The 22053-nt window shown below is 46.8% G+C and carries 18 protein-coding genes; 7 read left to right on the top strand and 11 right to left on the bottom strand.

The features are described 5' to 3' along the window. Window positions 1-34: 34 nt before the first annotated feature. The 4 genes from AC3G3F_RS04745 to AC3G3F_RS04730 all read right to left on the bottom strand — a co-directional run bounded on the left by AC3G3F_RS04745 (window position 35) and on the right by AC3G3F_RS04730 (window position 4712). Complete coding sequence (locus AC3G3F_RS04745) at window positions 35-742, bottom strand: hypothetical protein (RefSeq protein ID WP_049269369.1); 708 nt, start codon at window positions 740-742, stop codon at window positions 35-37. Window positions 743-987: 245 nt separating this feature from the next. After that, on the bottom strand, window positions 988-2460 hold the full coding sequence (locus AC3G3F_RS04740; RefSeq protein ID WP_488394554.1) for a hypothetical protein: 1473 nt from the start codon (window positions 2458-2460) through the stop codon (window positions 988-990). Window positions 2461-3119: 659 nt separating this feature from the next. Next, window positions 3120-4340: a hypothetical protein gene (locus tag AC3G3F_RS04735; RefSeq protein WP_241176866.1), complete on the bottom strand. Its 1221-nt coding sequence runs from the start codon at window positions 4338-4340 to the stop codon at window positions 3120-3122. A 186-nt stretch (window positions 4341-4526) separates the two neighbouring features. Then, entirely contained in the window at window positions 4527-4712 is a 186-nt protein-coding gene (locus tag AC3G3F_RS04730; protein ID WP_154188293.1) for a helix-turn-helix transcriptional regulator, read from the bottom strand. Between the two features lie 217 nt (window positions 4713-4929). Here AC3G3F_RS04730 and AC3G3F_RS04725 point away from each other — a divergent pair, with 217 nt between their 5' ends. Then, complete coding sequence (locus AC3G3F_RS04725; protein WP_241176865.1) at window positions 4930-5430, top strand: hypothetical protein; 501 nt, start codon at window positions 4930-4932, stop codon at window positions 5428-5430. A 238-nt stretch (window positions 5431-5668) separates the two neighbouring features. Then, a complete protein-coding gene (locus AC3G3F_RS04720) occupies window positions 5669-6958 on the top strand; it encodes an HNH endonuclease (protein WP_241176864.1) in 1290 nt (429 codons plus the stop codon). A gap of 102 nt (window positions 6959-7060) precedes the next feature. Here AC3G3F_RS04720 and AC3G3F_RS04715 read toward each other — a convergent pair whose 3' ends face one another. The 6 genes from AC3G3F_RS04715 to AC3G3F_RS04690 form a co-directional block, all read right to left on the bottom strand. After that, entirely contained in the window at window positions 7061-7990 is a 930-nt protein-coding gene (locus AC3G3F_RS04715; RefSeq protein WP_488394551.1) for a tyrosine-type recombinase/integrase, read from the bottom strand. Between the two features lie 46 nt (window positions 7991-8036). Continuing rightward, a complete protein-coding gene (gene radC / locus AC3G3F_RS04710) occupies window positions 8037-8489 on the bottom strand; it encodes a RadC family protein (RefSeq protein ID WP_407131125.1) in 453 nt (150 codons plus the stop codon). Window position 8490: 1 nt separating this feature from the next. Next, window positions 8491-8952: a hypothetical protein gene (locus AC3G3F_RS04705; protein WP_114847925.1), complete on the bottom strand. Its 462-nt coding sequence runs from the start codon at window positions 8950-8952 to the stop codon at window positions 8491-8493. A 119-nt stretch (window positions 8953-9071) separates the two neighbouring features. Further along, window positions 9072-9464, bottom strand: coding sequence for a DUF2787 family protein (locus AC3G3F_RS04700; RefSeq protein WP_488394661.1), 393 nt, complete (start codon window positions 9462-9464; stop codon window positions 9072-9074). 354 nt (window positions 9465-9818) lie between these two features. Further along, a complete protein-coding gene (locus AC3G3F_RS04695; protein ID WP_181856183.1) occupies window positions 9819-10307 on the bottom strand; it encodes a hypothetical protein in 489 nt (162 codons plus the stop codon). 113 nt (window positions 10308-10420) lie between these two features. Beyond that, window positions 10421-10573, bottom strand: a complete 153-nt coding sequence (locus AC3G3F_RS04690; protein WP_488394549.1) for a hypothetical protein — start codon at window positions 10571-10573, stop codon at window positions 10421-10423. Between AC3G3F_RS04690 and AC3G3F_RS04685 the strand changes: the two genes are divergently transcribed. From AC3G3F_RS04685 to AC3G3F_RS04670, 4 genes are read left to right on the top strand one after another with little or no spacing between them, the layout of a single operon-like run. After that, window positions 10501-10698 carry a helix-turn-helix domain-containing protein gene (locus tag AC3G3F_RS04685; protein WP_488394547.1) on the top strand — a complete coding sequence of 66 codons (198 nt, stop codon included), beginning with the start codon at window positions 10501-10503 and terminating at the stop codon, window positions 10696-10698. The two genes, AC3G3F_RS04690 and AC3G3F_RS04685, sit on opposite strands and share 73 nt — an antisense overlap. 11 nt (window positions 10699-10709) lie before the next feature. Continuing rightward, entirely contained in the window at window positions 10710-11237 is a 528-nt protein-coding gene (locus AC3G3F_RS04680; protein ID WP_488394545.1) for a hypothetical protein, read from the top strand. Between the two features lie 14 nt (window positions 11238-11251). After that, window positions 11252-11611: an acyl-CoA dehydrogenase gene (locus AC3G3F_RS04675; protein ID WP_488394543.1), complete on the top strand. Its 360-nt coding sequence runs from the start codon at window positions 11252-11254 to the stop codon at window positions 11609-11611. A gap of 30 nt (window positions 11612-11641) precedes the next feature. Beyond that, window positions 11642-11977 (top strand): hypothetical protein, encoded by a 336-nt coding sequence (locus AC3G3F_RS04670; RefSeq protein ID WP_001543668.1) that lies wholly within the window; start codon window positions 11642-11644, stop codon window positions 11975-11977. Between the two features lie 187 nt (window positions 11978-12164). Here the strand turns inward: AC3G3F_RS04670 and AC3G3F_RS04665 are convergent, their stop codons facing one another. Next, window positions 12165-17348, bottom strand: coding sequence for an NACHT domain-containing protein (locus tag AC3G3F_RS04665; RefSeq protein WP_488394541.1), 5184 nt, complete (start codon window positions 17346-17348; stop codon window positions 12165-12167). A 631-nt stretch (window positions 17349-17979) separates the two neighbouring features. Here AC3G3F_RS04665 and AC3G3F_RS04660 point away from each other — a divergent pair. Beyond that, window positions 17980-22011, top strand: coding sequence for a helix-turn-helix domain-containing protein (locus AC3G3F_RS04660; RefSeq protein ID WP_488394539.1), 4032 nt, complete (start codon window positions 17980-17982; stop codon window positions 22009-22011). Window positions 22012-22053: the final 42 nt, after the last annotated feature.

Genomic DNA, 22053 nt, shown 5'->3' with positions numbered 1-22053 from the left:
GGGCCAATAGCAGACAGGACCGGAGCCCTCCATTTCAGAATGATGCCAAAGGAATATACGGATATGTCGCTGACTTGTTGCGGGTATCGTCGATCTCCTGATTGAAATCATCAATAGATATCTTCTTGAAAGTCACACCAAGAAGAACCTCGTAATGATCAACTAGTTGAGTGAATGTACGGGCACCACCATGACGACCATCCTTGAGCGCTTTGTACAGAGTGGTATTTACCGACCTGATATTTGACGTGCTGGGGGCATCTTTTGACGCTTTTATGAGCTTCTGTAGAACAGTCAGTGTGGTTGATTCACCTTTGATTTTCCTTTTCTCATCGTCCGTCAGAGAAATGAACGTCTGGAGTACCCTGATAAGACGTTTCATTCTTGGATCTGATTCAGCTTTCAGCGGTTTAGTAATCCCGCAGCCACTCTTTTTACTACCACCGGAGGACTCGCCCGTAAGGGGATTGTACGATGAAATTTCCTCAGGTCGCTGTCCGTTCAACTCGAACCACCCCTTTGCTGCGTACATGCCACAGGTAAAATATCCTGTAAGCTTCGGATTCTCCCTGCTGGTAAACAGGAAAAGGTAATAATCCGTCGTTAGTAGTCCATCGTGATAAGCGGTTTTCTCCTGTCCCGGTAGTAGAACCGACCGGGTGATTGCTTCAACATAGTAGTGTTTATACGCCGCATCTCTTACCGCTTGAGTCGTCTTGCTGTACTCCTTTGGCCAATCCATTTAGCTCTCCAACTTGATGTTTTCAACGGTAACAAAAGTAACAATGTAACATGCAGTCATTTCAACGATCTCAGTGTTACCACCCATTTTGAGCAATCATATCAAAGTAACAAAAGGGGAATATTTTGTGGTTCATCGCTGAAAGCAGGCTAAGATCACCTGCCGGCTATGCATATCATGAAAGTGCTAAATGTCCCGTCTTGTTTATCAACCGGGATAAGCTGTAATTGACTGAGTGGCTCCCCTTAATGCTTTTTCTCAATCAACAGATATGGATGGGACCAGTCAGTGACCTCTTTATATGAAACAAACCCATCGTGCTCCAGTGCGCAAACGCCCTTATGACTGGCAACGTAATCGTAAACAGCCCGGCTTTCCAGTCCCTGTAACATGTGCGAAAGCAGCTTTCGGCGCATCACATCTGACTTCCTGCGTTTACGCGTAGCCACATCTTTGTAGGTAATGTTGAATGGCTGCCCTACCGCGTTGGTAACGCATTTGCCGTAACGATTGGTTTTTGCTATGCCTTCGTAATGATCCAGCAGTAAAGCCAGATCTCGCCTCAGGGGTTTCAGAAGGTGCTTCCAGCGTTTCAGTACTCGCTTTGCTTCTACCTTACCTAGCTCACGGTTCAGCAAGCGTCGGGTACTGGATTTAAGTGATAGAGTAACGAACCCGGCGTTGAATACGCTAGAAAACCTGAATTGTTTCACCAGTTCTTCAGCAATACGCAATACCCGGCAGATATAGCCTGTTTCCAGCACTTCCAGCGACTTGGCCGAAATGCCAATACTCAACAACTCATGTCGTAGTATCTCAAGCTGGCATCCCTTAATATCATAGTTCACACCACGAGCCAGACTCGCCCACTTCATGCCAGACGGCAGACTTTGAAAGCCCGTACCAACCTCAAAGGATCTTCCGCCAATGAACGCGGTTTTATACGATTGCCTGTAAGAAACCGTTAACGGTGACTCCTTCACCAAATCCACGCCTGTTTCAGCCAGTCGCGACAGGAAGTTGAAAATGAATATTTTGTTCTTCTTGGTGGGATACTCGTTATAGAAATCCAACAGTGCATCCAGATTGATTTCAAGCGGCTCAAGGTTGTCCCAGACATCTACTACCAGTTCTCTGAAGGCAGCGTTAGGGATATCGCGTTTAGACTGGTGATGTTTAGCGTTCTGCCCACGGTCGATCGCAACTCCAATCAGATCATCAAATGAGTAGCTTTTACGCTTGGTGAAAATGTCAGTCAGATAATGGTAACGATCCTGGCGGCTAAGGTATGCCTCGCGGTCGTTGCCAAACAGCTTACGCAGGAAACGTTGAGAAACAGCATATTCCCGGCATAAATGATTAGTATTTGAATACCCGGTTAGTTTTATGATTCCCGCGCTTGCCAGTGCCTCCATTGCACGTTCATGCGTAGGCCCACTTTTCTTAAATACTCCGGGAAGTTTCTCTCTACCCAGCTCAAATGGTACTGGCACAGAATAAGACCATTTTTTATTCGCTTTGATCTTTGCTTTCTTCTTGTTCTTATGACTACAGGTAGCAACACAAATAACGTGCTGGAGAAATACTGCAATATTACGATAAAAGGGGCGCCGTAAACTTGGCACACCATTATAAGGAATATTGAAAACGACCGATTTGAAATAGTCCAGCGTTGAACCTGTCACAAGGATATTGTTACGCGTAATGTATGGTTCCATAATCCACCTGTATATAGAGATCAAAGCACCATGCCCTGACCCCATTTATTTACAACTGAATTACTCAAATCTTGTGTGAACCCAACAAGGTTCAGATGCTGGATAATGATCATAATATTGGAGGCTGGAGCCTCATGATAGCTGATACTTGATAATGGCTATAGTATGTAATGACATATATACAATAATATAGAGATAGAGTGTATACAGAGCATAATAGATACGTCTATATACCTTGTAGACGTAAATAGAGATTAAATATCAGCTTGATCAGAATGGGATTAGCGGATACGTAAAACGTTACCGGTTATAAAGCGGAACGACTTCTCCCCGGTAATATTCAATAGCGGTTGTAGACACATGTACACATTATGGAATTTGATCTTTTGAAACCTCGAATTTGCTCAAAACCGCCGATCCTTGCAACTATCAGAGTCAGAGAAAGCCATCGCCGGTTTTCCCCTACCATTGTACGAGGTGCGGATCTGACACTAAACAGCAGCGGTAGTTAGCCGATCTACCATGCCAAAACTCAGCCACGTTAGGCGGTATTGAGGGAAGAATTCAGCGACACAAGAGGGATGAAGAACCTTCTCACCGAGTATAAAAGCCAAAGATATGGCGGCCAAAAAGACCGCCATCAATGGTTAATGCTTGAACTACCGTTTTGGATGTTCCTGTTCCTGACGTTTATGACGCCGCGTTTTGCGCTTTCGTTTGCGTGTATCTTCAACAAGCTGGCTGACAGCCATCTCTTCCCCGGTCGCAAATTCTGACTTTAATCCACCAATAGCCTGCCCCAGCTTAGCTATGCAGACAGGCCAAAAAGACCAGACGTCATGCTTGTTAAACAGCTCTACCTCATTAAGGTACAGGAGTTTGGTGAATTTACGGGCCAGACGTCCCTTTGAATCGCCATCGCTCGATGCATTTGTCCATGCTTTGATCCCATTAGTTTTAGGGCGGTCATTGGTAAAAACAGCATTCATTAGTTCCCCCTCCAGTTTGCGCTTATACACCAACAGACGCTCAAAGGGATGTTTGAGCTTTGAGAGGTCCGACAACATCAGCGCTTTTTGCTTGCATCCTCGCTTACCGGGGCCAGTAGACTCAGGTTGTATACGCACTTCAACACGTAGAAACTGCGGATGTTTTTCCTTGTCAATTTCAAGGAAATACTCCCGTTTACGCCTCCCTTTTTCATTCACATATCCTGCGCGCTCAGGGAATGCAATCCGCTTAAAGTGCGCAACATCAATCTTGCCATAGATTAACACTGACAGTTTCGAGTCAAACGCCCCAAGGGATAGCCCCGGCAACCCTTTATCATTATCGTAGTCTTTATAAATCGATGACTTTTTTAACCCCCAAAGATAGTCATTCAACTTGCACCCATAGATATCCAGAGCGATATCAAGCCGGGTGACCCATGCTCGCGCCAGCAGATGATTGAAAGTGTCACCGAGACGGTCACTCAACCATTTAAGCAGTAGATCCATCCGTTTACCCCTCATGTGTTGGGGATGAAACTGGATACTGAACCCACCAGTTCCTAGTGCTTTTGGCCCCCACATGAGATATGCCAGCATTGGTGCATTAGGTTCATTACGTGAAATGCACAAACCATACTTGTAAGGGTGACATGTCCCCGTTGCGTTCCGAGGAGATTTCTCCTGCACAACATAGTTTTTCCACTCCCGTTCCGGTAAAGACTGCAACTTCTGAACAAATGCAGTTTTCTCTTCCTCACTGTGGAAGCGGGATACTATTGAAAGCCAGTCGATACGCAGCTTCATCTCATGTCCCTCAAGACTGTCGCAAATCTTACCTGATGGACTAAATTCAACATTCTTCTTGTTAAGTAACTTGTTCTTTTTCATTGGTGTTCCGTATCAGGGACTAACCCGATTGAGGAACAGAGAGCACCAGCATCCCATCAGCTATCAGCTATCAGTAGTAACTGTGATGAATCGATCGATTAGTTAAACCAGTGTCAGCATTGGCTGATATGTTCTCTGTTCATGGTTATACGTGCGTGAATAACGTGCTGTTAGACGTTCATGCACTTACTGAACACGCTGGCGGTCAGTCAGCCACTGGTTAACTTCGTGCTCGTAGAATCCTATAGAGCGGATACCTATACGAACCTGCCGGGGAAATTCATTACGCTGGAGCATTCTGTAGAGTGAAGCCCTGCTCATGGCGCAACGTTCAAGAACTTCCGGAACTTTGATGATACGAATTGTGGTCATAGCGCACCTGTTTAAGTTACGCATCGGCTGATGCGAACAGGCTTTTACAACCATCATTTCCACCCCTATTTTGGTCAAAAACACCAAAAGCAACTGTTGCATAATCGAAAAATTAAACTTGCAACCGTTGCTTTTGTGGATCAGTTCAGGCTTAATCCCTTAACAAAGCAACTGTTGCTTTTCTGTATGAATGGTTGATTACAACATGGGGGGTCTAGTGAGAAATAAGGAAACAAGCGATGCCGTGATCCGGGTTTTAGCCAGTCGGGAAAACCTTGAAGAGGAGATTGGAAGTGCTTTCACGATCAATATGAATGAACAGGTTAAGGCGAGGTTGCGGGAGTTATGTGTGTTCTATGATCATGAGGACATGCTTACAAGGAAATCAGGGACAGGTCGGCGCTTCAGTGATGTACTGGCCAGGCTGATTGATGCTCATTACATTGTTTATGTATTCAATCCTCGAACTGCTCCAGCTAAGGAGCTGATTCGAGTTTTCAAACATGTTCATCGTTTGAAAATGAGAGGCAAGGATAACGAAACCATCAGGGAGACCATGATCGCCAGAGGATTTGACAGGCCTGGCGCTATTGCAGATGTCCTGACAGACCAAAAAATGGACCCTAAAGCATGGACAGAGAAGGACGTAGAAAAGATGCTAAACCCGGCGAGAGTCCTGAGGCTTTTGGTAAAAATCGAAAACAAACAAAATGAATGAAGTTACGTATACATCCTAGCAGCTCACCACCAAGATAAATGGTAATAAAAACGAGAAATGAATGCGTACAAGATTACTTTAGCGTCACTTGTAACGATATTACATCCTTTCGGGTAGTCACATTTTGTTTGCACTACGATATTGCCCCCATGTCACACTCTTTAGAGTTGCGCTTCCAATCCTCTGGCAAAATGTCGCGCTGTATGTTCTCATGGAATGTCTGCTAGAGGAGCCATTTATGAGCCAATACATTGGTGAAGTTCTTAACCTTCCCCCCTTACTTCGTGCAGTAGCGCATTGGAAAAATGAGTGTCTTTTAAAAAACAGATCTATTTTTAGCAAGAAAAAACTGTGGACTACCAAAAATGCAAACATTTTATTAGAACTATATGTTAACAATCCAGATGAGAGCAATAAAGACTTTTTTGAAAAGTTAAAAGGCCAACTTGGTGTTAATTATCCTGATGTTATTTGCCTCGTCGCAGAAATGATGTGGGTTCTGTTATTACCATCCATAAACATCACTGAAAGAACAAAAATCGAGAATGTTGCTCAGGTATGGGAGTGGTCCGGCTCACCTTTCAATAAAGGGCATAACCTTCTATCTGATGAAACTCTGGCTGGCTATGCCAATACTAGCATTGGTTATAATACTAACCGGTGGCGGGAGTTATCCTATTTAATTGAGATAACGGGAAAGTTGCTTTCACTTCCGTTAGCAGCAAGAAATAAGGTGCTAAACGATGGATGGGAGCTGGCATTCTGGCTTGAAAAGACACCAGAGAGTAGACGCAGGCAATTTCGACACATTCTGTTATATCTCTTATTTCCTGATGACTTCGAGCGTATTACTAGTGGTGAGCATCGTCTGAAAATTGTTAGTACTTTTGATAATGTCGCTGTAAAAAATTTGCGCAAAATGGAACTATGGAAGATTGACAGAAGGTTACTAGCTATCCGTAAGCAGCAAGAACAGATACTGGGAACCACGAAAATCGATTTTTACCAAGCCCCATTACACGACATATGGCACATCAAAAAGAAATCATCTGCCCTAGATATAGTCCCCCAGATAATCAAGAAAGAGGAGGCCCGTGTTAACGCCATTAATAATGATAAGAAAATAAATAAAAAGATAAAAGAACAAATGATCTACGCGCGCCAAGGACATGGCATTTACCGTCGAAAACTTTCTGAAGTGGAAAAAAGATGCAGAATCACTGGAGTTCAAGATACAAGATTTCTGACGGCAAGCCACATTAAGCCATGGCGAGATTGCGATACACATAATGAATGTCTAGATGGAAACAACGGTCTTTGGATGTCTCCACATCTTGATCGATTATTTGACCAGGGTTGGATTTCATTCAATGACGACGGCGACTTACTTTTTACCGATGAAATTGTCATGAACGTTTTGTCTGTATGGAAAATAAAATTACCTGTTAACATTGGGACACTGAATAAATTACAGCAATCTTATATGCGTTATCATCGAGAGTGTGTTTATAAGAATGGGGATTCATAAATGCAAAACAGAAAATGAATCAACCGACCTGCGCCCAGTGCATTAACAGTGTAGAATGAAGATTGCTAACGATCGAAATCAGTAAAGAAAATAGATTAATTGTTAAAAGCAATTAATCCCTTTGCTGGCACTGATTTTCATGTCCTCATTACGATAGTCGTATCGGGTTGTCGTGGATATGTCGCTGTGGCCTGCCAACTGGCGTACGGTATTGATATCCACGCCCTGCTCCAGTAAACGGGTGATGAAGGTGCGCCGCATATCATGCGGAGTAAAACGTGCTATGCCTGCCGTTTGCTGTAACTCAGCCAGGATACCCGTTAATCCGGTTGTTGTCAGAGGTTGGGTGGCGGTCTTCCCGTTGCGCTGAATACGGCTGAACAGTGCGTTTTCAGCTTCGTTTGCGCTGACTTTAACCCATGCGCGGATGGCCTTATCCACTGCATCCGCCACATGAATTTCACGGTATTTACGCCCCTTCCCCTGTCTCACCGTCAGGATGCCGTTGTCATAGTCCCGGCGCTCAAGTTTAACCAGTTCCCCGGCCCGCAGCCCCGTTCCGCAAAGCATCAGCACAATAGCGGCATCACGGTAGCGCCGTACCGGTTGCGGATGCTGTTTTGCGGCCTGAATCAGTGCTCTGATTTCCTGCTTGTCCAGCGCCCTTCCCTTACGCTGGATATCGCCGCTCACACGCTTCACTGACCGTATACGTGCCAGCGCTTCGGCATCCATACAATTGAGGTTAAAGGCTGTCTGCGCCACACCCCGCAATGCTGATAACGCCATATTGACCGACGACACGGCGTAACCGTCATCCAGCAGTGCCGCGCGCACTTTAGCGACGGCGGCGTAGTTGAGTTGTTCCCACGGATAATCTGCTGCATCCGCACCACGTTTGAGTATGCGGGCACTGCGGTTCAACAGACTGGTGATACCCCGCCGACCCGATGGTGCCAGACCGCCAATATACGCATCAAACACGGTTGTTTGTACCACCGAAACGACCTGGCGTAACACTGTCCTGTTCATGCGCCTAACCCGCAATAACGTACATTAAACCAGGTAACTTTCAGCATCACACCAGCCCCCGTTCAGCCATCGACACCGTTTCAGTCCCTGCCACGATAAAGTGGTCAAGCAACCGCACATCCAGCATTTCCAGCAACTCCTGTAGTTTTTTAGTCAACTTGATATCGCAACGGCTGGGTTCAGGCTCGCCGCTGGGGTGGTTGTGGACAAGGATGGCTGCGGCGGCGTTATGTTTCAGTACGCGTTTGATAACTTCACGGGGGTGAACGCTGACCGAGTTTAACGTACCCCTGAACAGGATTTCACGGTGCAGCAGCTGATTCTGATTATCGAGCAGGATGATGCCAAACTCTTCATGTTCAAGCGGGGCCAGCTCAACCATCACACACCGCCGGACATCATCAGGGGAGCAGAGCTGAACCCCACGCTGGTAGTATCTACTGATAATGTCACGCGCCTGGTCGAGGATAAGGGTTTCACGTTGGGTAAACATGGTCATTTCAGAACTCCCGTTCAATGAAGTAAATGGCGTCGGGAAACAGCTGGCGGCGGGTTACGCCAGTACGCAGGGAGAAAGCTTTACGTGGCATGGTGGTTCGCCCGTTGCTGTCGAAGAAGCAGAGCGTTTCTTCATCCATTTTGACCAGAAGGGACCAGTGAAACTGGTCGCTGAGCATAATCAGGCGGGAATAGTCAGTGACGTCCAGAAACCGCTGCATTTCCCTGAAAAGCCGCCCGTCTGATAATCCCCGCTTCCCGGCAAAGGGTCTGGTGATTTGAACCGGGAACTGGCGGCTGTAATGTCCTTTCTGCAACACCTGAGCTATCAGCCAGTCTAAACGGTCTTCTTCAATCCCTTCAGTCAGCCATTCCTGCAAAGGCCAGCGCTGCTGATAAGTCTGAATAAGCCGGTTCATTAACGGGCGTCGTTTCACCCTGCCGTCAAACAGCCAGCTCAGCATGTTAACCACGCAATAAGCACCGCAAAGACAGTCCAGTTCGCCCTGTTGAGACGCACGTATCCCTCTGTCAGTTCTCACAGATAATTCCCCATAAAGTAGTGATAGTTAGTGCAGAGGGATTAGCTTTCCCACAGGACGGTAATGGTGTAGACGTTCATGGCATGATACTGAATAAAGTTGGATTGCCAGAGTTCAAACAGCTCCCTTCCGGCGTTAACAGGCAGGTCACCAACATGAGCCAGAAAGACATATTGCTGACTCCAGCTGATATCAATTTCCTTTTCCAGTTCGGGGGACACCACTCCCATGTAACTGAAGTCGGTGATGTAATCGAAATACAATTCGTCATTGCGAGAAATAAGCCGTATTTCGACGGGATGATAACCGCCCTTTTCGGCGCTGTAAGTCAGGTCTTTAAATAACAGACTGAGGGCTGTGATTTTGGCTTTATGCGGCAGTGGATTTCCCGTTTCATTTATTATGATACTTATTAATTCCTGATCGACGGGCATAACTAGCCCTTCCTGATGGAGAATATTCATCAGTGATTTTCCTGTTCAACATATTATGATAAGACGTTATGTCTGCACCAGCACAGGTGGGGTTTAATCACCGAATAAATGGTAAGTGCATGACAACGTACTGACTGGGTAAAATATAGTTCATCAGCAATAGTATTATATCAAAAATATGATTTCAATGCAAATAGTAACAACGAGAAACTAATATGTAGTTCAGAAATGAAATAACTGACAATAGGTTTTTATTCATTATTAAGTGATGGCATACTTTCCATTCTGCCATGTCAGACAGGTCAGGATTCCGGGGTGGTTCCTTCTGTCTGGCATGGCGGAAAACTGACGTTATCACACCTTCCCATTCAGCTTTTCAAAGAGGCTCTTACGCTTATCTTCGGGCAGCTTCATGATTTGTACCGCCAGCTCAGAAACTTCAGGCCCCTTAGACATCAGATCATCTTTTACCATCCTAAGGGCCTGCTCCATCAGTTGCGCCCGCGAAGCTGGCGACATATTGCGATACAACTGTATCCAGAGGCTAAGCTGGCGATCGCTGTCGGTGAGAGTAAACGCTTCACCCTTAGCCCTGTTTCTCTCATCATCAAGCGACATTGTGGCTGCGCTGATATGGTAAACCACGCCTTTCCCGGCAGTCCTTTTACGACGTATTTCCGGGTGCAGAGATGCCAGCTTCTCCAGGCGCATCCTGGCGCCACGCGCAGTGCCCGGCATCCCCTCAATATGAGTGAATTCCTCTGCTGTCAGCCAGTCTTTTCCCTCTTCAACAGAAGCTTCAGGATGGGTCGGTATAGACGATACTGCTTTCTTGCTGCTCATATAAATTTCACCAGATATCAATGCGTTAATATGAAAACCCATAAATAGATACCAAAAGAACTTGAAAGGTATCTTTTATTCGCATTTAATATCCATGTACTGATTCCATGGAGTTAATACTGTGCGTAACTCAACAGCATCGCAGAAAAAGCAAAGCAAAGGAAGTTCAGGGAACTGGCATCGTGCCGATATTGTGGCAGCACTTCACAAGCGAGGGTTAACGCTGGCGTCACTTTCACGCAGTCATGGCCTTGCGCCACGTACATTAAATAATGCCTTAGAGCGTCATTACCCCAGAGCTGAGCGCATTATTGCCGGGGCTCTGGATACGACACCGGAAACATTATGGCCGGAAAGGTATGCCCTTAAAAATGGATCTAATAGCAGGTAAAGAATGCAGCCATGGCAACCACCATCACTGAAATAACAGAATGCTTTGAGTATTTTTTCAGTTCTCTTTATCGCAAGGAGTTCGTCAAAACCCTGCGTCTGAACGAATGTAGCGAGCGGGAATTACTGCCTCTGGTACGTTGCTATTTGCTGGGTTGGTTTGCAGATAATGTCTCACCGGAAGTAAAAAGCAAGCTGCCAGGAACTGTATCCGGGCATGGTTACATTGATTTTGTCATTGATGATGTAGCCGTTGAGTTTGCAGTACGTAAACCAACTGCGGCACGTTCCAATGTCTCCGCGACCGTCAACAGTACAGAAGTAAAGAAATTGATGAAGCACGACGGCAAAGCCTTGCTTGTGCTGTTTGACTTCTCTGACACGCCCTACTCAGAAGAACAGATCGAATCTTTCCGCAACTGGCCCTCTCTCGGTCGAGGGAATCATCGCAAGTCCGCATTCAATGTCGTTTATTTCTTTGTGGAAAAACGCAGACCGCTTGCACTAGGGAAAATCGCCAAAAACATCCGTATCACTTAACAGGGAATTAATTAATGAACAGAAAACTGTTGGCCTTATTGATGGCAGCCATAACGCTACCTGTAGCAGCAGCGCAGTACGTAAAACCCGGAGCGGTTCTAACCCTGAATCCGGGAAAGGGTAATGCTGAGTTCAACATTAATGCCTCAACGGGGGATGGTTCGGGCGTATGCAATATAGAGGGAACAGCACAGCAAATAGCTGCCGGAGAAAGCCAGAAGCATCGATGGATATGGAATGACAATGCCAGCCAGTGTGTCGTAATAATCAGTGAACTGAATAACGGCAAGACCAGCGTTATGACTCGTGGCTGCGAAGGATACTGCGGGGCTTCTGCGGCAGGCACAATAGATGGTCTATTTAATAAGAAATAAAAGTATCATTAATTAACGAAGGAACTTTAGATGAAAAGAACAATGCTTCTGGTATTAATTGCTGCTGGTTTGCTGGCTGGCTGCGGCGAGAAAACGCCAAAATGTAGTAGTGATGATGCAAAAAACCTGGTCGTGGATATTGCAAGAAAGACTATCGAGAAGGGCATGACACTGGATAAGGATGTGCGGATTTCTGTTGAAAATGTCAGAACAATAAGCCATGAATCAGGGCTTGATGTTTATCAGTGTGCGGCTGATTTAACGTTCACAAAACCTGACCTGCAAAATTCCCTACCAATCACCTATCGGATTCAGAAAACTGATGAAGGTAAAGGTCAGTTCTATATAAACGTATCAGGCTTATAATCATAAGACTTGTATAATCTGCTCGCACCATTATTTAATATGGCGCGGGCTTTAAAATTTTCTATAGAAATTGGAATATCAAATTATTCAAGTAATATAAGAAATTTCGATTTACCTCATCATGGAAACTGGAGCACTTCTGCATCACAGCAAGCGGTCAAGAGCACACCGATTAACCGTTAGTAATTCAAAGCTTGCCAAGTTCCTCCTCCAGCCGTGCGGCCTCGGGTACACCGAGCGCGACAAGTGATGCGACGAAGTTATCGATGGCAGGCCGCAGCGGCGCGCTGTTACTGAAACTACAAGGGCTACGCCCCAGTATAGACTCCATCACCAAGCACCATCGGCGGCCCACGCCGTAGTCAATCCATAGTTGTTGGAAATCAGGATAGACCTCAAGCCATACACTTACAGCCCCGACGAGCATATTCAGTTGTTCAGCCCGGGGCGCAACCTCAAGTAAGTTGAGTAACAACAATGCGACGAACGGTGACGGCCCTTTGCTGACTAATTTATCCAGAACAGGTAAAAAAGGACCAATTCGATCCATTCCCTTCTCAAGTAGATAGCATTTCGATCCCTTCCCAAACATTTGGTCGTTGAAAAACAAAACTGCGATTGCCGGGCCAAGGTGCATTTCGATTGACAAGTCCCTGCTCCGGTTGAGACGCCCCCATCCACGCGTGGTGAGCATATGATCAACAAGTACTTTGCGAACATCTATGGCAATCTGCGTCGGAATACTATTGCCACCAAAGTAAACCACATCGAAGCTGCGCAAAAAATCGACGAGTACGTCGTAGAAATTCTGGTCTGGGAGAGTAATTATGTGCTGTACGACTAACTCAATGACTTCAGACGACGATAGCCCGACAACGCAACGCGCAGCCAAATCAAAGAATGTATTGTTCCATTCAGATGGAGGCTGATCCGTTTCATCTCCGTCGTCTAGGTTTGCTCCATTTGCGACGATCGTCCACGGCATGTAGGATTTCACGACTTCGCTGAGCCAGGACAGCGCAGCATCCTCGGAGACAATATTCACTTGGCGTAGCCAGAGTGCCGCCCCCTGATGATCTGCATGCACTTTTGGTGAGGCAATTGACACTTCTGGCTGCTTTGATGCAGCCATGCTAACTTCTCGCAAGCGTAGTCGCCTTCCCGGCCGTGCGCGCTCTTCTGGAAAAACTGGCCACAATGGCTCCGTCCCATCGCTGTTAAGCCATGAGATCTCGGCGGCAACGGCTGCCCGTGCTCGTTCGTGGCTGCGCGCTTTACGAGCTTCTACTTCTTCCTCCGACGCATCCCAAACCCGCTCCTCAACAACACAAGCGCTGAATGCACATCGGAGAATAGATCTCGGAAGACGACTATCGACGGCCGCGAGGACTGAGACGGACGTCCCTAAGCCGTGCGCGGCAGCGTGATTTCCCCTAGCCGCTACCTCAAGAAGTGACCGCACATCTTCTGTTGTTGATCGATGTCGCAAGGCGTGAATCAATCCAGCATAGGCGATTGCAGTCGGATTGAAGCGAAGGCCCCCTCGCATCTGACGCACAGGATTGTCGTTAAGCGCCACAAGCGTCTTGCCCAGTTGCGACCGAGCCCATTCTCCGTGTTCAGCATACAAGGCATCATTACCATCCCGCATCACGATCATGGCGGCCGCCACAAACGCTTCTTCTTGCATCCAACGCTCGTCGTCATCGTCGTCGGATTCAATGTCTGTCGTAGCCATCGCCAAACGTCGTGCCCAAGCTACAGCCACTATTCGACCTTCCGGCAGTAACTGAGATGGATCGTCGATCGCGAGTGTCAACACAGAGCATGTGGCGAAATCTGACTCTCGCTCGGTTGCGGCATCGCGCAAAGCCTGTAGATGGGTTTGCTCTGCCGGAGGTGATACATACTTGCGCGCAGTCGTGGATGAACCGTCCTTGAGAGTCATTTCAAATTCTTGCCAATTTGTGGCATCTGATAGATTCAGCGCATACCGAACCATAAATTCCGGGCTTCTGAGATTAGAGCTCGCGACGGGTTCGCCTAAACGAGCAGCCTCGCTCACCAGCAGCATCCTCAGCGCGGTACGTTGTTCCAAAGATGCTTGAAACGTGAAAGAACCAATCAGTTCGTCAAGAGTAGTCCGTCTGGATGAGCGACGCTGAAGATCAGCCGCAATCATATTACCTTGCGACTCGCTACGCGAAGTGTTGAGATCGAAGAATTCGGGTATTTCGACTCTATCATGCACCTGACGTATGCGATCTAAGCACAGCAGTTCGGGACAGCTGAGAAAAGCCGTGGCTATCCTAAGCGATTTGGGCCAATGCGAGATGATGAGATCAACTCCCACCAATAAGTACGCAGCGCATGAGCCTGGCGGACCAAGAACATCTGTTAGTACATCTTCAAATGCTTCACCTGCATCTACGCGGCGATGAGCCCACGCTTCAAGTGCCATAAGCGAGGATGTAACGGCGTAGAAATTACTGTTGCGTGACCAGAAGTAAGTCTGACTCCATGGGAACGTGCGCACACCCTTCGGCAAGACCAGCTTGAATCCATTTATCCCAGAATCGGCTCCTTGGCTCTCATGTGCGACTGCGTGTGTAACCAAGCGATGGATCAGAGCCAAGCCGTTCTTGGGTGAGTTAATCAATAAATCGAGAAATGGGCCTTGGGCCGGGGATACCGGAAGGAATACGTGATCGAGATAGGTAAACGCCTCTTCGCGTTCCGTGCCGAAGTGGCGCTTGCGTCCCCGGGGGCCCGAGATCAACGCCTGTGCGGTTAAATTGGCCAGTTCAACTGGGGCTGCTTGTGCCAACGTGCCGCGCATCTTCAAGATACTGCGCACAATATATTCGTTGTGTTCGCAACTTCCCACTGCTGTCAGGTATTCGGCAGCCAATTCCGGTGTTGTACGTGCAAATATGATGAACGCATCGCGAAGGTCAGATTTAAGAGACTGAGTACCATTCCGATCAAGGTGCCCCCTGAACAAAGGCTCTTCACCCGGCAAAAGCATCTCGTTTCTTGGCTCTAACAGCCGTAGCCAACCGTATATCTGTCGTGTTGTAAGGGCCGTGATATCGGTAATGCCAAGTGTACCAATGGAAAATGCTGTGTATAGCTGGACGATGTCGGGAATAGCTTCAATTGGAGCTATTTCCGCAGTGTCCAACAGCCAGGTAATCAACGCTATCCATGCTGGACCGCGTGGGATATTGACTGATGGGGGTATCAGTGCTGGGTCCACTCCCGCAGCAGCAAAGACTTTTGCAGCCGGAAGTACATCGACAGCCATGACGATTCGGATGAGTTCCCGCAACAATGCGGCCCTATTGGCAAGAAGCTCAGGTGATGCTCGACTGAGAAGTGTTTCCGCAGCCTCTGACCGAACTAATGCGAGCAACGCAGCTCGGCGCCAAGACTGATGCACTCCCACCTGGCTTAAACGCTCAACAATCGCGAGCCACTTCACACCATCAACCGCCCGCTCGACCGCCATACGAGCTGCCAACTCAATTCCACGAGCAAACATCGCGGTTGCCGGCCGATCTAGTTGTAAACCGTCAATAAGCCTTGGGTCAGAGTGAATGGCATTCGCGATCGCCCACTCTCGCAGTACATCGTGGCGAAATGCGACGAGGTCGGTGCTTAGATTTCGCAGCGTGCCACTGGACTCTAAGGCATCGATCGGGATAGCACTGTGACATTTTATATCGAGAAAGTCGGCACCAGACAAAATCTGAAAAGCCAAGTCCTGCAGTAGACGAGAACGATCACGCCAACCGGCATCACGTGTACCATCCGCATTAATCCACCATTGCTCGGCCATATCTACTTCGGTACGGGGCATCGGCTCAGATGCGGTCTGGCTTGCTAGACGTGAGAGGCGAAATAAGTTCCTCGCGACCTGACGTGCGGGATGACCTTCGGTGAGAAGGGGCGCAAGAGAAGGATCAATCGCTTTTAGCTGTTCGACTTCTGCCTTATTCAGCTCATCGATAATGATTGGTTCAGTTAGTCCCAAACGCGCTAGTGCATCTTTTGGTAGCCAATTGGGCTCATCGAGCCCAAACTCAAGCCGCGCTGTCGCTATAATGACCAAGCCTGGAACGATAGACGCTTCGCTGACAATATCGACAACGGTGAGCCTCTCTTCTGCATTGAAAAAATCGAGGTTATCGATATATATCGTGGCTCCACCGTCGTTTGCAAGCTCGACAAGTAACTCACGTAGCGTACCGTCGAAGCCTAGCTGTGCACGCCATGCCACCCACCCACGGGGAACGCATCGCCCTGGGCTGAGTACAATGACCGGCCCCTCAGTTTGCATAGCTTCGGCCATCTGCCGTAGGATCCCTGATTTTCCGACCCCTGCATCTCCACGGATCTCTACATAGCGCCCAAGCCCCAGTGCTGCATGTATAGCGGCAACACGCTCCTGCCTAGCAAGGACTGCTTTACCAACTCGATTACGAATATCAGCAAGAGCCAAACGTGAAGACTCAGTCAATGCAGCACGGGCCGCCATGTGGCGTCGCTCACCTAAGAACCGATAGCCAAATTGTGCAAGTGTCACTAGTGCTGTGTCGCGGGTTTTGTCTCCACCGCTTTTTGCCACATCGATTGAAAGTTCAATAAGACTGCCCCAAAAGGCCCCAACACGCGATCCGTCATCAGCATGGAGGATACGAAGGGCCCGTTCCAGTGCCAAGTCATGCGATGCAGAGCCGGGTGCCGTAAAATCGAAGGTCAAAATTTGGATCCGACGCAGCAAAAACCAAACAGTTTCATTGTCGTCAGGCGAACCTTCATCAAGTAAATGGGTTTTGAACGTCTTGACGAATGAGCGCATATCGTCGTTCGCTACACCAGCCAGATCAATTTGTGCGACGAACGTAGTTGCGTCGCTAATTTGGCGGGCTAGTGTGAGTACGTCTTGATATGCTCCATCTATCTTGCGAGACCCTTTAGTTGTCGCGATCGCTAACTCGTATCGCTGGGTTGAAAAATCAGGTCGTTGAGAAGCTTTGACGATTTGGCCCACGACTTTACGAAAGACCGGATCGGAAGCAGCGAAGGTGATAGACCGCTTAACCTGAACTTCGAGAACAGCCACTTTCCCGGAAATGTTGTCATGCCCGTGAATGATCACGTCATCAAGCGGATACCCCGCGTTGGCCTGTTGCAAGGCTACTCGATCTATTGACGCACCGGGAAGGCCACGCGCAGGGGCACCAGCGAGCATGGCTAGCATGTACGACGCCGCAACTTGGGCCTCAAAATGAGTACCTGCAGGCCCACTGGCAAGCGTGCTTGTCCCTGGGCTTTTATCCTCAGGTAACGTGTGCTGTTCTCTCATGCTTCTTCCTTTCGAAGCTGTCGCCCATTGTTTATCTTGCGCTGACCCAGCCTTTAACTATTGGCATACCCATCGACATTATATTTTTTACCCAATCGATGTGAACTAAATTCTCTTCCAAACAAAGATTCAAACATCCTTAATGATCTTGCTAACCAGCTCTCCAAATCTTGGCTCTTGTAATATCGAAAATGGTCTCGTGCTCAAGGAGCACCGATAGCGATAGACACTCGTATACACGACCATATAGCAATCTTACTAGCTGAACCTTGGCATTCCATGCCACGGAATCCGGAAATCTAAGATCGGCTTAAACATTTCCACGGTCGTGATAAAGTTCGATAAGCATGCCCCGTTTTCTTGAGCTGGCGACCATTGCTACGCTAGCTGCTATACGCAGGATGTGGAGTGCCCATGAGCTTGTAGGCAAATCAGCCCTAGTGTTGGACTGACCCCGCCCCGGTAGACGATCCTGCCCTATAGTTGGAGTCCACCCACGCGGTCTTCGTCATGTTTAGATGGCCCCAAATCCAAGTTGTAACCGGTCTGGTATACATCCACCCGATTGTGCATTGACGCTCATCTTTTAGACAGATATTGTGATGTCATATTAAAAATATGAGGTTTTGTAATGAATGAGCTCCTTTTACCAGAGCAAGTTAAAGCTGCAAGAGCTCTTCTCGCTTGGTCTCAACAAGAACTGGCCTCCAAAGCAAATGTGGCAACATCTACACTTGCGGATTTTGAGCGTGGCTTTCGTACTCCAGTAGCAAATAATGCCCAAGCTATCCGTGATGCCTTAGAAGCGGAAGGTTTGCAGTTTATAGCTGGTGGGGTAGTTGAAAGGGGTATGCTGCAGCCACCTGAAAATGTAAAACCTGGTTCTTTGATGCGCTGGATTAATGCAACTCACCTTTCACAGTGGGGTGAACGGAGAGATGGTCAGAGTGGTATTCCTGAATTATTACGACGTTTAATTTTTGCAACAGTAGGTCCTGCCGCAAAAGTTCATTTCCCATCAGATGAGAGTGTGCAATATCCTGGTTGGGATGGTGAGTGTAAAACGAGTTTGGGTTTGGGCTTCGTTCCTGAGGGTGATTCTGTTTGGGAAATTGGTGCTCAACGTACCTCTATCCGCGCTAAGGCAGAAGAAGATTTTAATAAAAGATCTGGGAATCCACTCGGGTATAGTCCAGATAAAACAACGTATGTATTCGTTACTCCACAACGCTTTCCTGGTAAAAATAAGTGGGTAGAGGAGAAAAAAGCTCTCAATATTTGGCTGAATGTCTGTGCCATTGATGCTGATGATCTTGTCCATTGGTTAGAAATTTATCCTGCGGTCGCTCAGTGGTTGTCAGTAAAAATAGGTCATCGGCCACAGGGATTACGTAATATTGAAGAGTCATGGAGCGAGTGGATTCACGCAACGAGAACACCTCTCACTCCCGATGTTATCTTGGCCGGACGTGATGAAGAACAAACAAAAGTCCTTAGGTGGTTAAGAGATTCACCGCAACAACTCTCAGTGCAAGCCGAAGCTCCCGATGAAGCACTAGCTTTTCTTTATGCATCTATAAGTCCTCTGCCTGAAGAGCATAAGCTGTTCTATTGGAGCAAATGTGTCGTAGTTGACAACGCAACAACAGCCCGGCAATTAGCTGGTTTAGGCACGCCATTAATCATTGTTCTCACTATTTCAGAACCGGGGATTGCGCAATCTCTTGTTAATAATGGTCACCATGTCTACGCTATCTATGGCTCAGATGTGTCTCATCTATCCGGTCATTCAATACGCCTCCCCCGCCCATGGAGATTTGAGCTAAAAATAGCATTAACTCATGCTGGATTAAATGAGGAGGATGCTCATCGTTATGCCCACGCATCAGGCCGCAGTATTACGGTCTTAAGGCGCTTAATGCCCATAGCCCCAAACTATAAACCACAATGGGCTGAACATGTTTCATCTGAGCTTATTGCCGCAATGTTCGCGGGGAGCTGGGATGAAACCTCATCTCAAGATCAAAAAATTATTAGTGAGTTAGCTGGTTGCTCTTATGAGCAGGTAGAAGAAATCTTGGCACCGTTAGCATCCACTTTTGGTGGTCCATTAATTCGCTCTGGTAATCTTTGGAGAGTAGTTTCATTACGAGATCTTTGGACTCAAGTAGGTAATCAGCTAACTTCCCACCAACTAAAGCGCTTTGAGAATACATTCCATTCGGTGGTGAGCGCCATTGATCCCTATTTTGAGACTCAACCTAATGCCGATACCTTCTATGAAGATAATAGCGTAGGGAAACCATCAGGTAGCATCAGACGTGGCTTAACAGAATCGATGATTGCCTTGGCTGTTTTCCCAGAGGTAGCAACGCTTATTACGGATGTATCTTCTCATGTGAATAGTGCGGTGTATAAGTTGCTTAATAATGCAACTGAGCCACTTTGGTGGTCTTTGTCTCAGGATTTCCATAATCTTGCAGAAGCAGCCCCAACGGTATTTCTAGACGCTGTAGAAGCTGGGTTGGAAGGCGATTCACCGCAGATTTTGTCATTATTCCGAAGTGATGAAGGGATAATGCAACCCACAGAGTATCTTTCAAATTTGTTATGGGCATTAGAGATGTTAGCGCGTAGCCCACGTTATCTAATGCAATCTGCACTTTTACTGGCTTGGTTAGATGATGTTGATCCCGGAGGTCGATGGGGAAACCGTCCAGCAGTTTCTTTAAGGCGGATTTTTGTTAGTTGGTCACCACAAACTTATGCTAATTCATCACAACGTATTAAGGTCATTGATCGGATCATATCGCTGCATCCAATTGCTGGTTGGAAGTTATTGCTCGCATTAGCACCTCGTTCACACGATACTTCAGAACCTTCTTCTATGCCAAATTGGCGTGATTTCACTCCTAATGAGCCGGAGTCTATTACCTGGTCCTCTGTTGCAACAGCAGCATGTGAAATCGGTGAAAGATTATTAATGCATATAAATGGGAGGTGCGAACGGTGGTTTGAACTTTTCCACCTTTGGGGGAATTTTGATTCAAACTGGAAATTTTCAGCAGCTAAGCAATTAGCTGATTACTCCCTTAACCTCACATCTTCTGATAAAAAAGAAAGGTTGTGGAATGAGTTACGGCATTTTTTACAGAGAAACCGTGGCTTCAAAGATGCTCCATGGGCTCTGTCTGAAGAAGAATTAGCACCGTTGGATGCTATATTTCTTTCACTAACACCAGAAAATGTCGAGGAACGTTTTCGCTGGCTATTTTGTGCAGGGGCCAATGAGTTAGGCGAAAATTATGATTGGCAAACACAACGAAATAGACTCGAAGAGAGACAATTGGAAGCAGTAGAGTTCTTACTTGCAGAACTTGAAATTGAACAAATATTTCATTTCTCTTCAACAATTACGCTGCACTACGATTTTGGTCTTGCTTTAGCGCGATCCTCAACAAAGTGTGGGCATAAACATTTTCTAATGAAAAAAGCGCTAATGTCTGGTGATTCAGATATAGCAAATATTGGTTTGGGAATTCTTTATGGACTCAAAGCCACGAAAGGCTCAGAAAGCGAAACTTGGGTTCAAGAAATATGGGAACAAGCTATAACTGATAATTGGGGGGAGTTAGCGGAAGTACGCATTGCCCAAGTATTACCACCTGTAATGTCACTTTGGCTGAAAATAGAATCGAGACCAGTTAATATTAGTACAATATATTGGAAGACGATCCCTACATTTAGGCTTTCTGCAGATTTAGAGCTTGAGTATGTCATTGATCATTTACTTCTGGCAGACCGAAGTCACGATGCTCTTGCGTGGCTTGCTAATAATATAAAAATAGAACCAGAGGGCTCAGTTATTATTAGAGTAATGCATACCGCTGCAAGCACTAAAGACTCTTCCAATAATGATAATACGATGTCGAGCTATTATATTGGTATTCTCCTAGATTACCTGGAGAGTGATGTAAAGACTTCAAAAGAAGAACTTGTGAGGCTCGAATGGATTTATTTTCAAGTTTTACGGTATTCACGACATCCAGCCAGAAACTTACATCAGGCTCTTGCTAAAGACCCTGTGTTTTTTACCTCGCTAATGAAATTACTCTATCTACCTGAAGAAGATAGTGGTGTAGTTGAATCTGAACCAGCAAATCCTAAGCAGGCCCGTGATCTAGCAAGCCAGGCATATCAAGTTTTGCATGATTGGGCAATTGTACCCGGGACCGATGAGAACGGGACTATTGACTCTTATGTATTGATGTCGTGGGTCAAGCAAGCTCGTCAATTACTGAAGTCTGCAGGTCGTGGTGACATAGGTGATGACACGATTGGCATGATTCTCTCTGCCGCAAAAAGAAAAAAAAATGAAACGTGGCCGCCAGAAGCAATTCGCGAAGTTCTTGAGTTTGCTAGAAGTCGAGCAATGGAGAGTGGTTTTGAAGTTGGTGTTTACAACCGCCGTGGCGTAACTGTACGCATGCCACATGATGGTGGGGGGCAAGAACGAATATTAGTAGAACGCTATAAACAAGATGCTGATGATCTTAGATTTGAATGGCCTCGAACCGCAGCTTGCTTAGACCGCATTGCTATAAGCTATCAACAAGATGCAATTAGAGAAGATCACAGTGCGGACCAAGGTGATTGGTTATAAACCCTTTTATCATAATTGTATTTATTGAGTTTTTTAAATATG

The sequence above is a fragment of the Salmonella sp. FC25216 genome (assembly GCF_057751355.1).
This window is presented reverse-complemented; position numbering and strand designations above follow the sequence as displayed.

Bases quoted from the DNA above. Each gene is read 5' to 3' on its own strand.
- AC3G3F_RS04665 (WP_488394541.1), bottom strand. From the start codon at position 17,348: ATGAGAGAACAGCACACGTTACCTGAGGATAAAAGCCCAGGGACAAGC.
- AC3G3F_RS04690 (WP_488394549.1), bottom strand. From the start codon at position 10,573: ATGTACGTGGCGCAAGGCCATGACTGCGTGAAAGTGACGCCAGCGTTA.
- AC3G3F_RS04745 (WP_049269369.1), bottom strand. From the start codon at position 742: ATGGATTGGCCAAAGGAGTACAGCAAGACGACTCAAGCGGTAAGAGAT.
- AC3G3F_RS04680 (WP_488394545.1), top strand. From the start codon at position 10,710: ATGGCAACCACCATCACTGAAATAACAGAATGCTTTGAGTATTTTTTC.
- AC3G3F_RS04675 (WP_488394543.1), top strand. From the start codon at position 11,252: ATGAACAGAAAACTGTTGGCCTTATTGATGGCAGCCATAACGCTACCT.
- AC3G3F_RS04670 (WP_001543668.1), top strand. From the start codon at position 11,642: ATGAAAAGAACAATGCTTCTGGTATTAATTGCTGCTGGTTTGCTGGCT.
- AC3G3F_RS04695 (WP_181856183.1), bottom strand. From the start codon at position 10,307: ATGAGCAGCAAGAAAGCAGTATCGTCTATACCGACCCATCCTGAAGCT.
- AC3G3F_RS04735 (WP_241176866.1), bottom strand. From the start codon at position 4,340: ATGAAAAAGAACAAGTTACTTAACAAGAAGAATGTTGAATTTAGTCCA.
- AC3G3F_RS04740 (WP_488394554.1), bottom strand. From the start codon at position 2,460: ATGGAACCATACATTACGCGTAACAATATCCTTGTGACAGGTTCAACG.
- radC (WP_407131125.1), bottom strand. From the start codon at position 8,489: ATGACCATGTTTACCCAACGTGAAACCCTTATCCTCGACCAGGCGCGT.
- AC3G3F_RS04730 (WP_154188293.1), bottom strand. From the start codon at position 4,712: ATGACCACAATTCGTATCATCAAAGTTCCGGAAGTTCTTGAACGTTGC.
- AC3G3F_RS04720 (WP_241176864.1), top strand. From the start codon at position 5,669: ATGAGCCAATACATTGGTGAAGTTCTTAACCTTCCCCCCTTACTTCGT.
- AC3G3F_RS04715 (WP_488394551.1), bottom strand. From the start codon at position 7,990: ATGAACAGGACAGTGTTACGCCAGGTCGTTTCGGTGGTACAAACAACC.
- AC3G3F_RS04700 (WP_488394661.1), bottom strand. From the start codon at position 9,464: ATGCCCGTCGATCAGGAATTAATAAGTATCATAATAAATGAAACGGGA.
- AC3G3F_RS04705 (WP_114847925.1), bottom strand. From the start codon at position 8,952: ATGCTGAGCTGGCTGTTTGACGGCAGGGTGAAACGACGCCCGTTAATG.
- AC3G3F_RS04660 (WP_488394539.1), top strand. From the start codon at position 17,980: ATGAATGAGCTCCTTTTACCAGAGCAAGTTAAAGCTGCAAGAGCTCTT.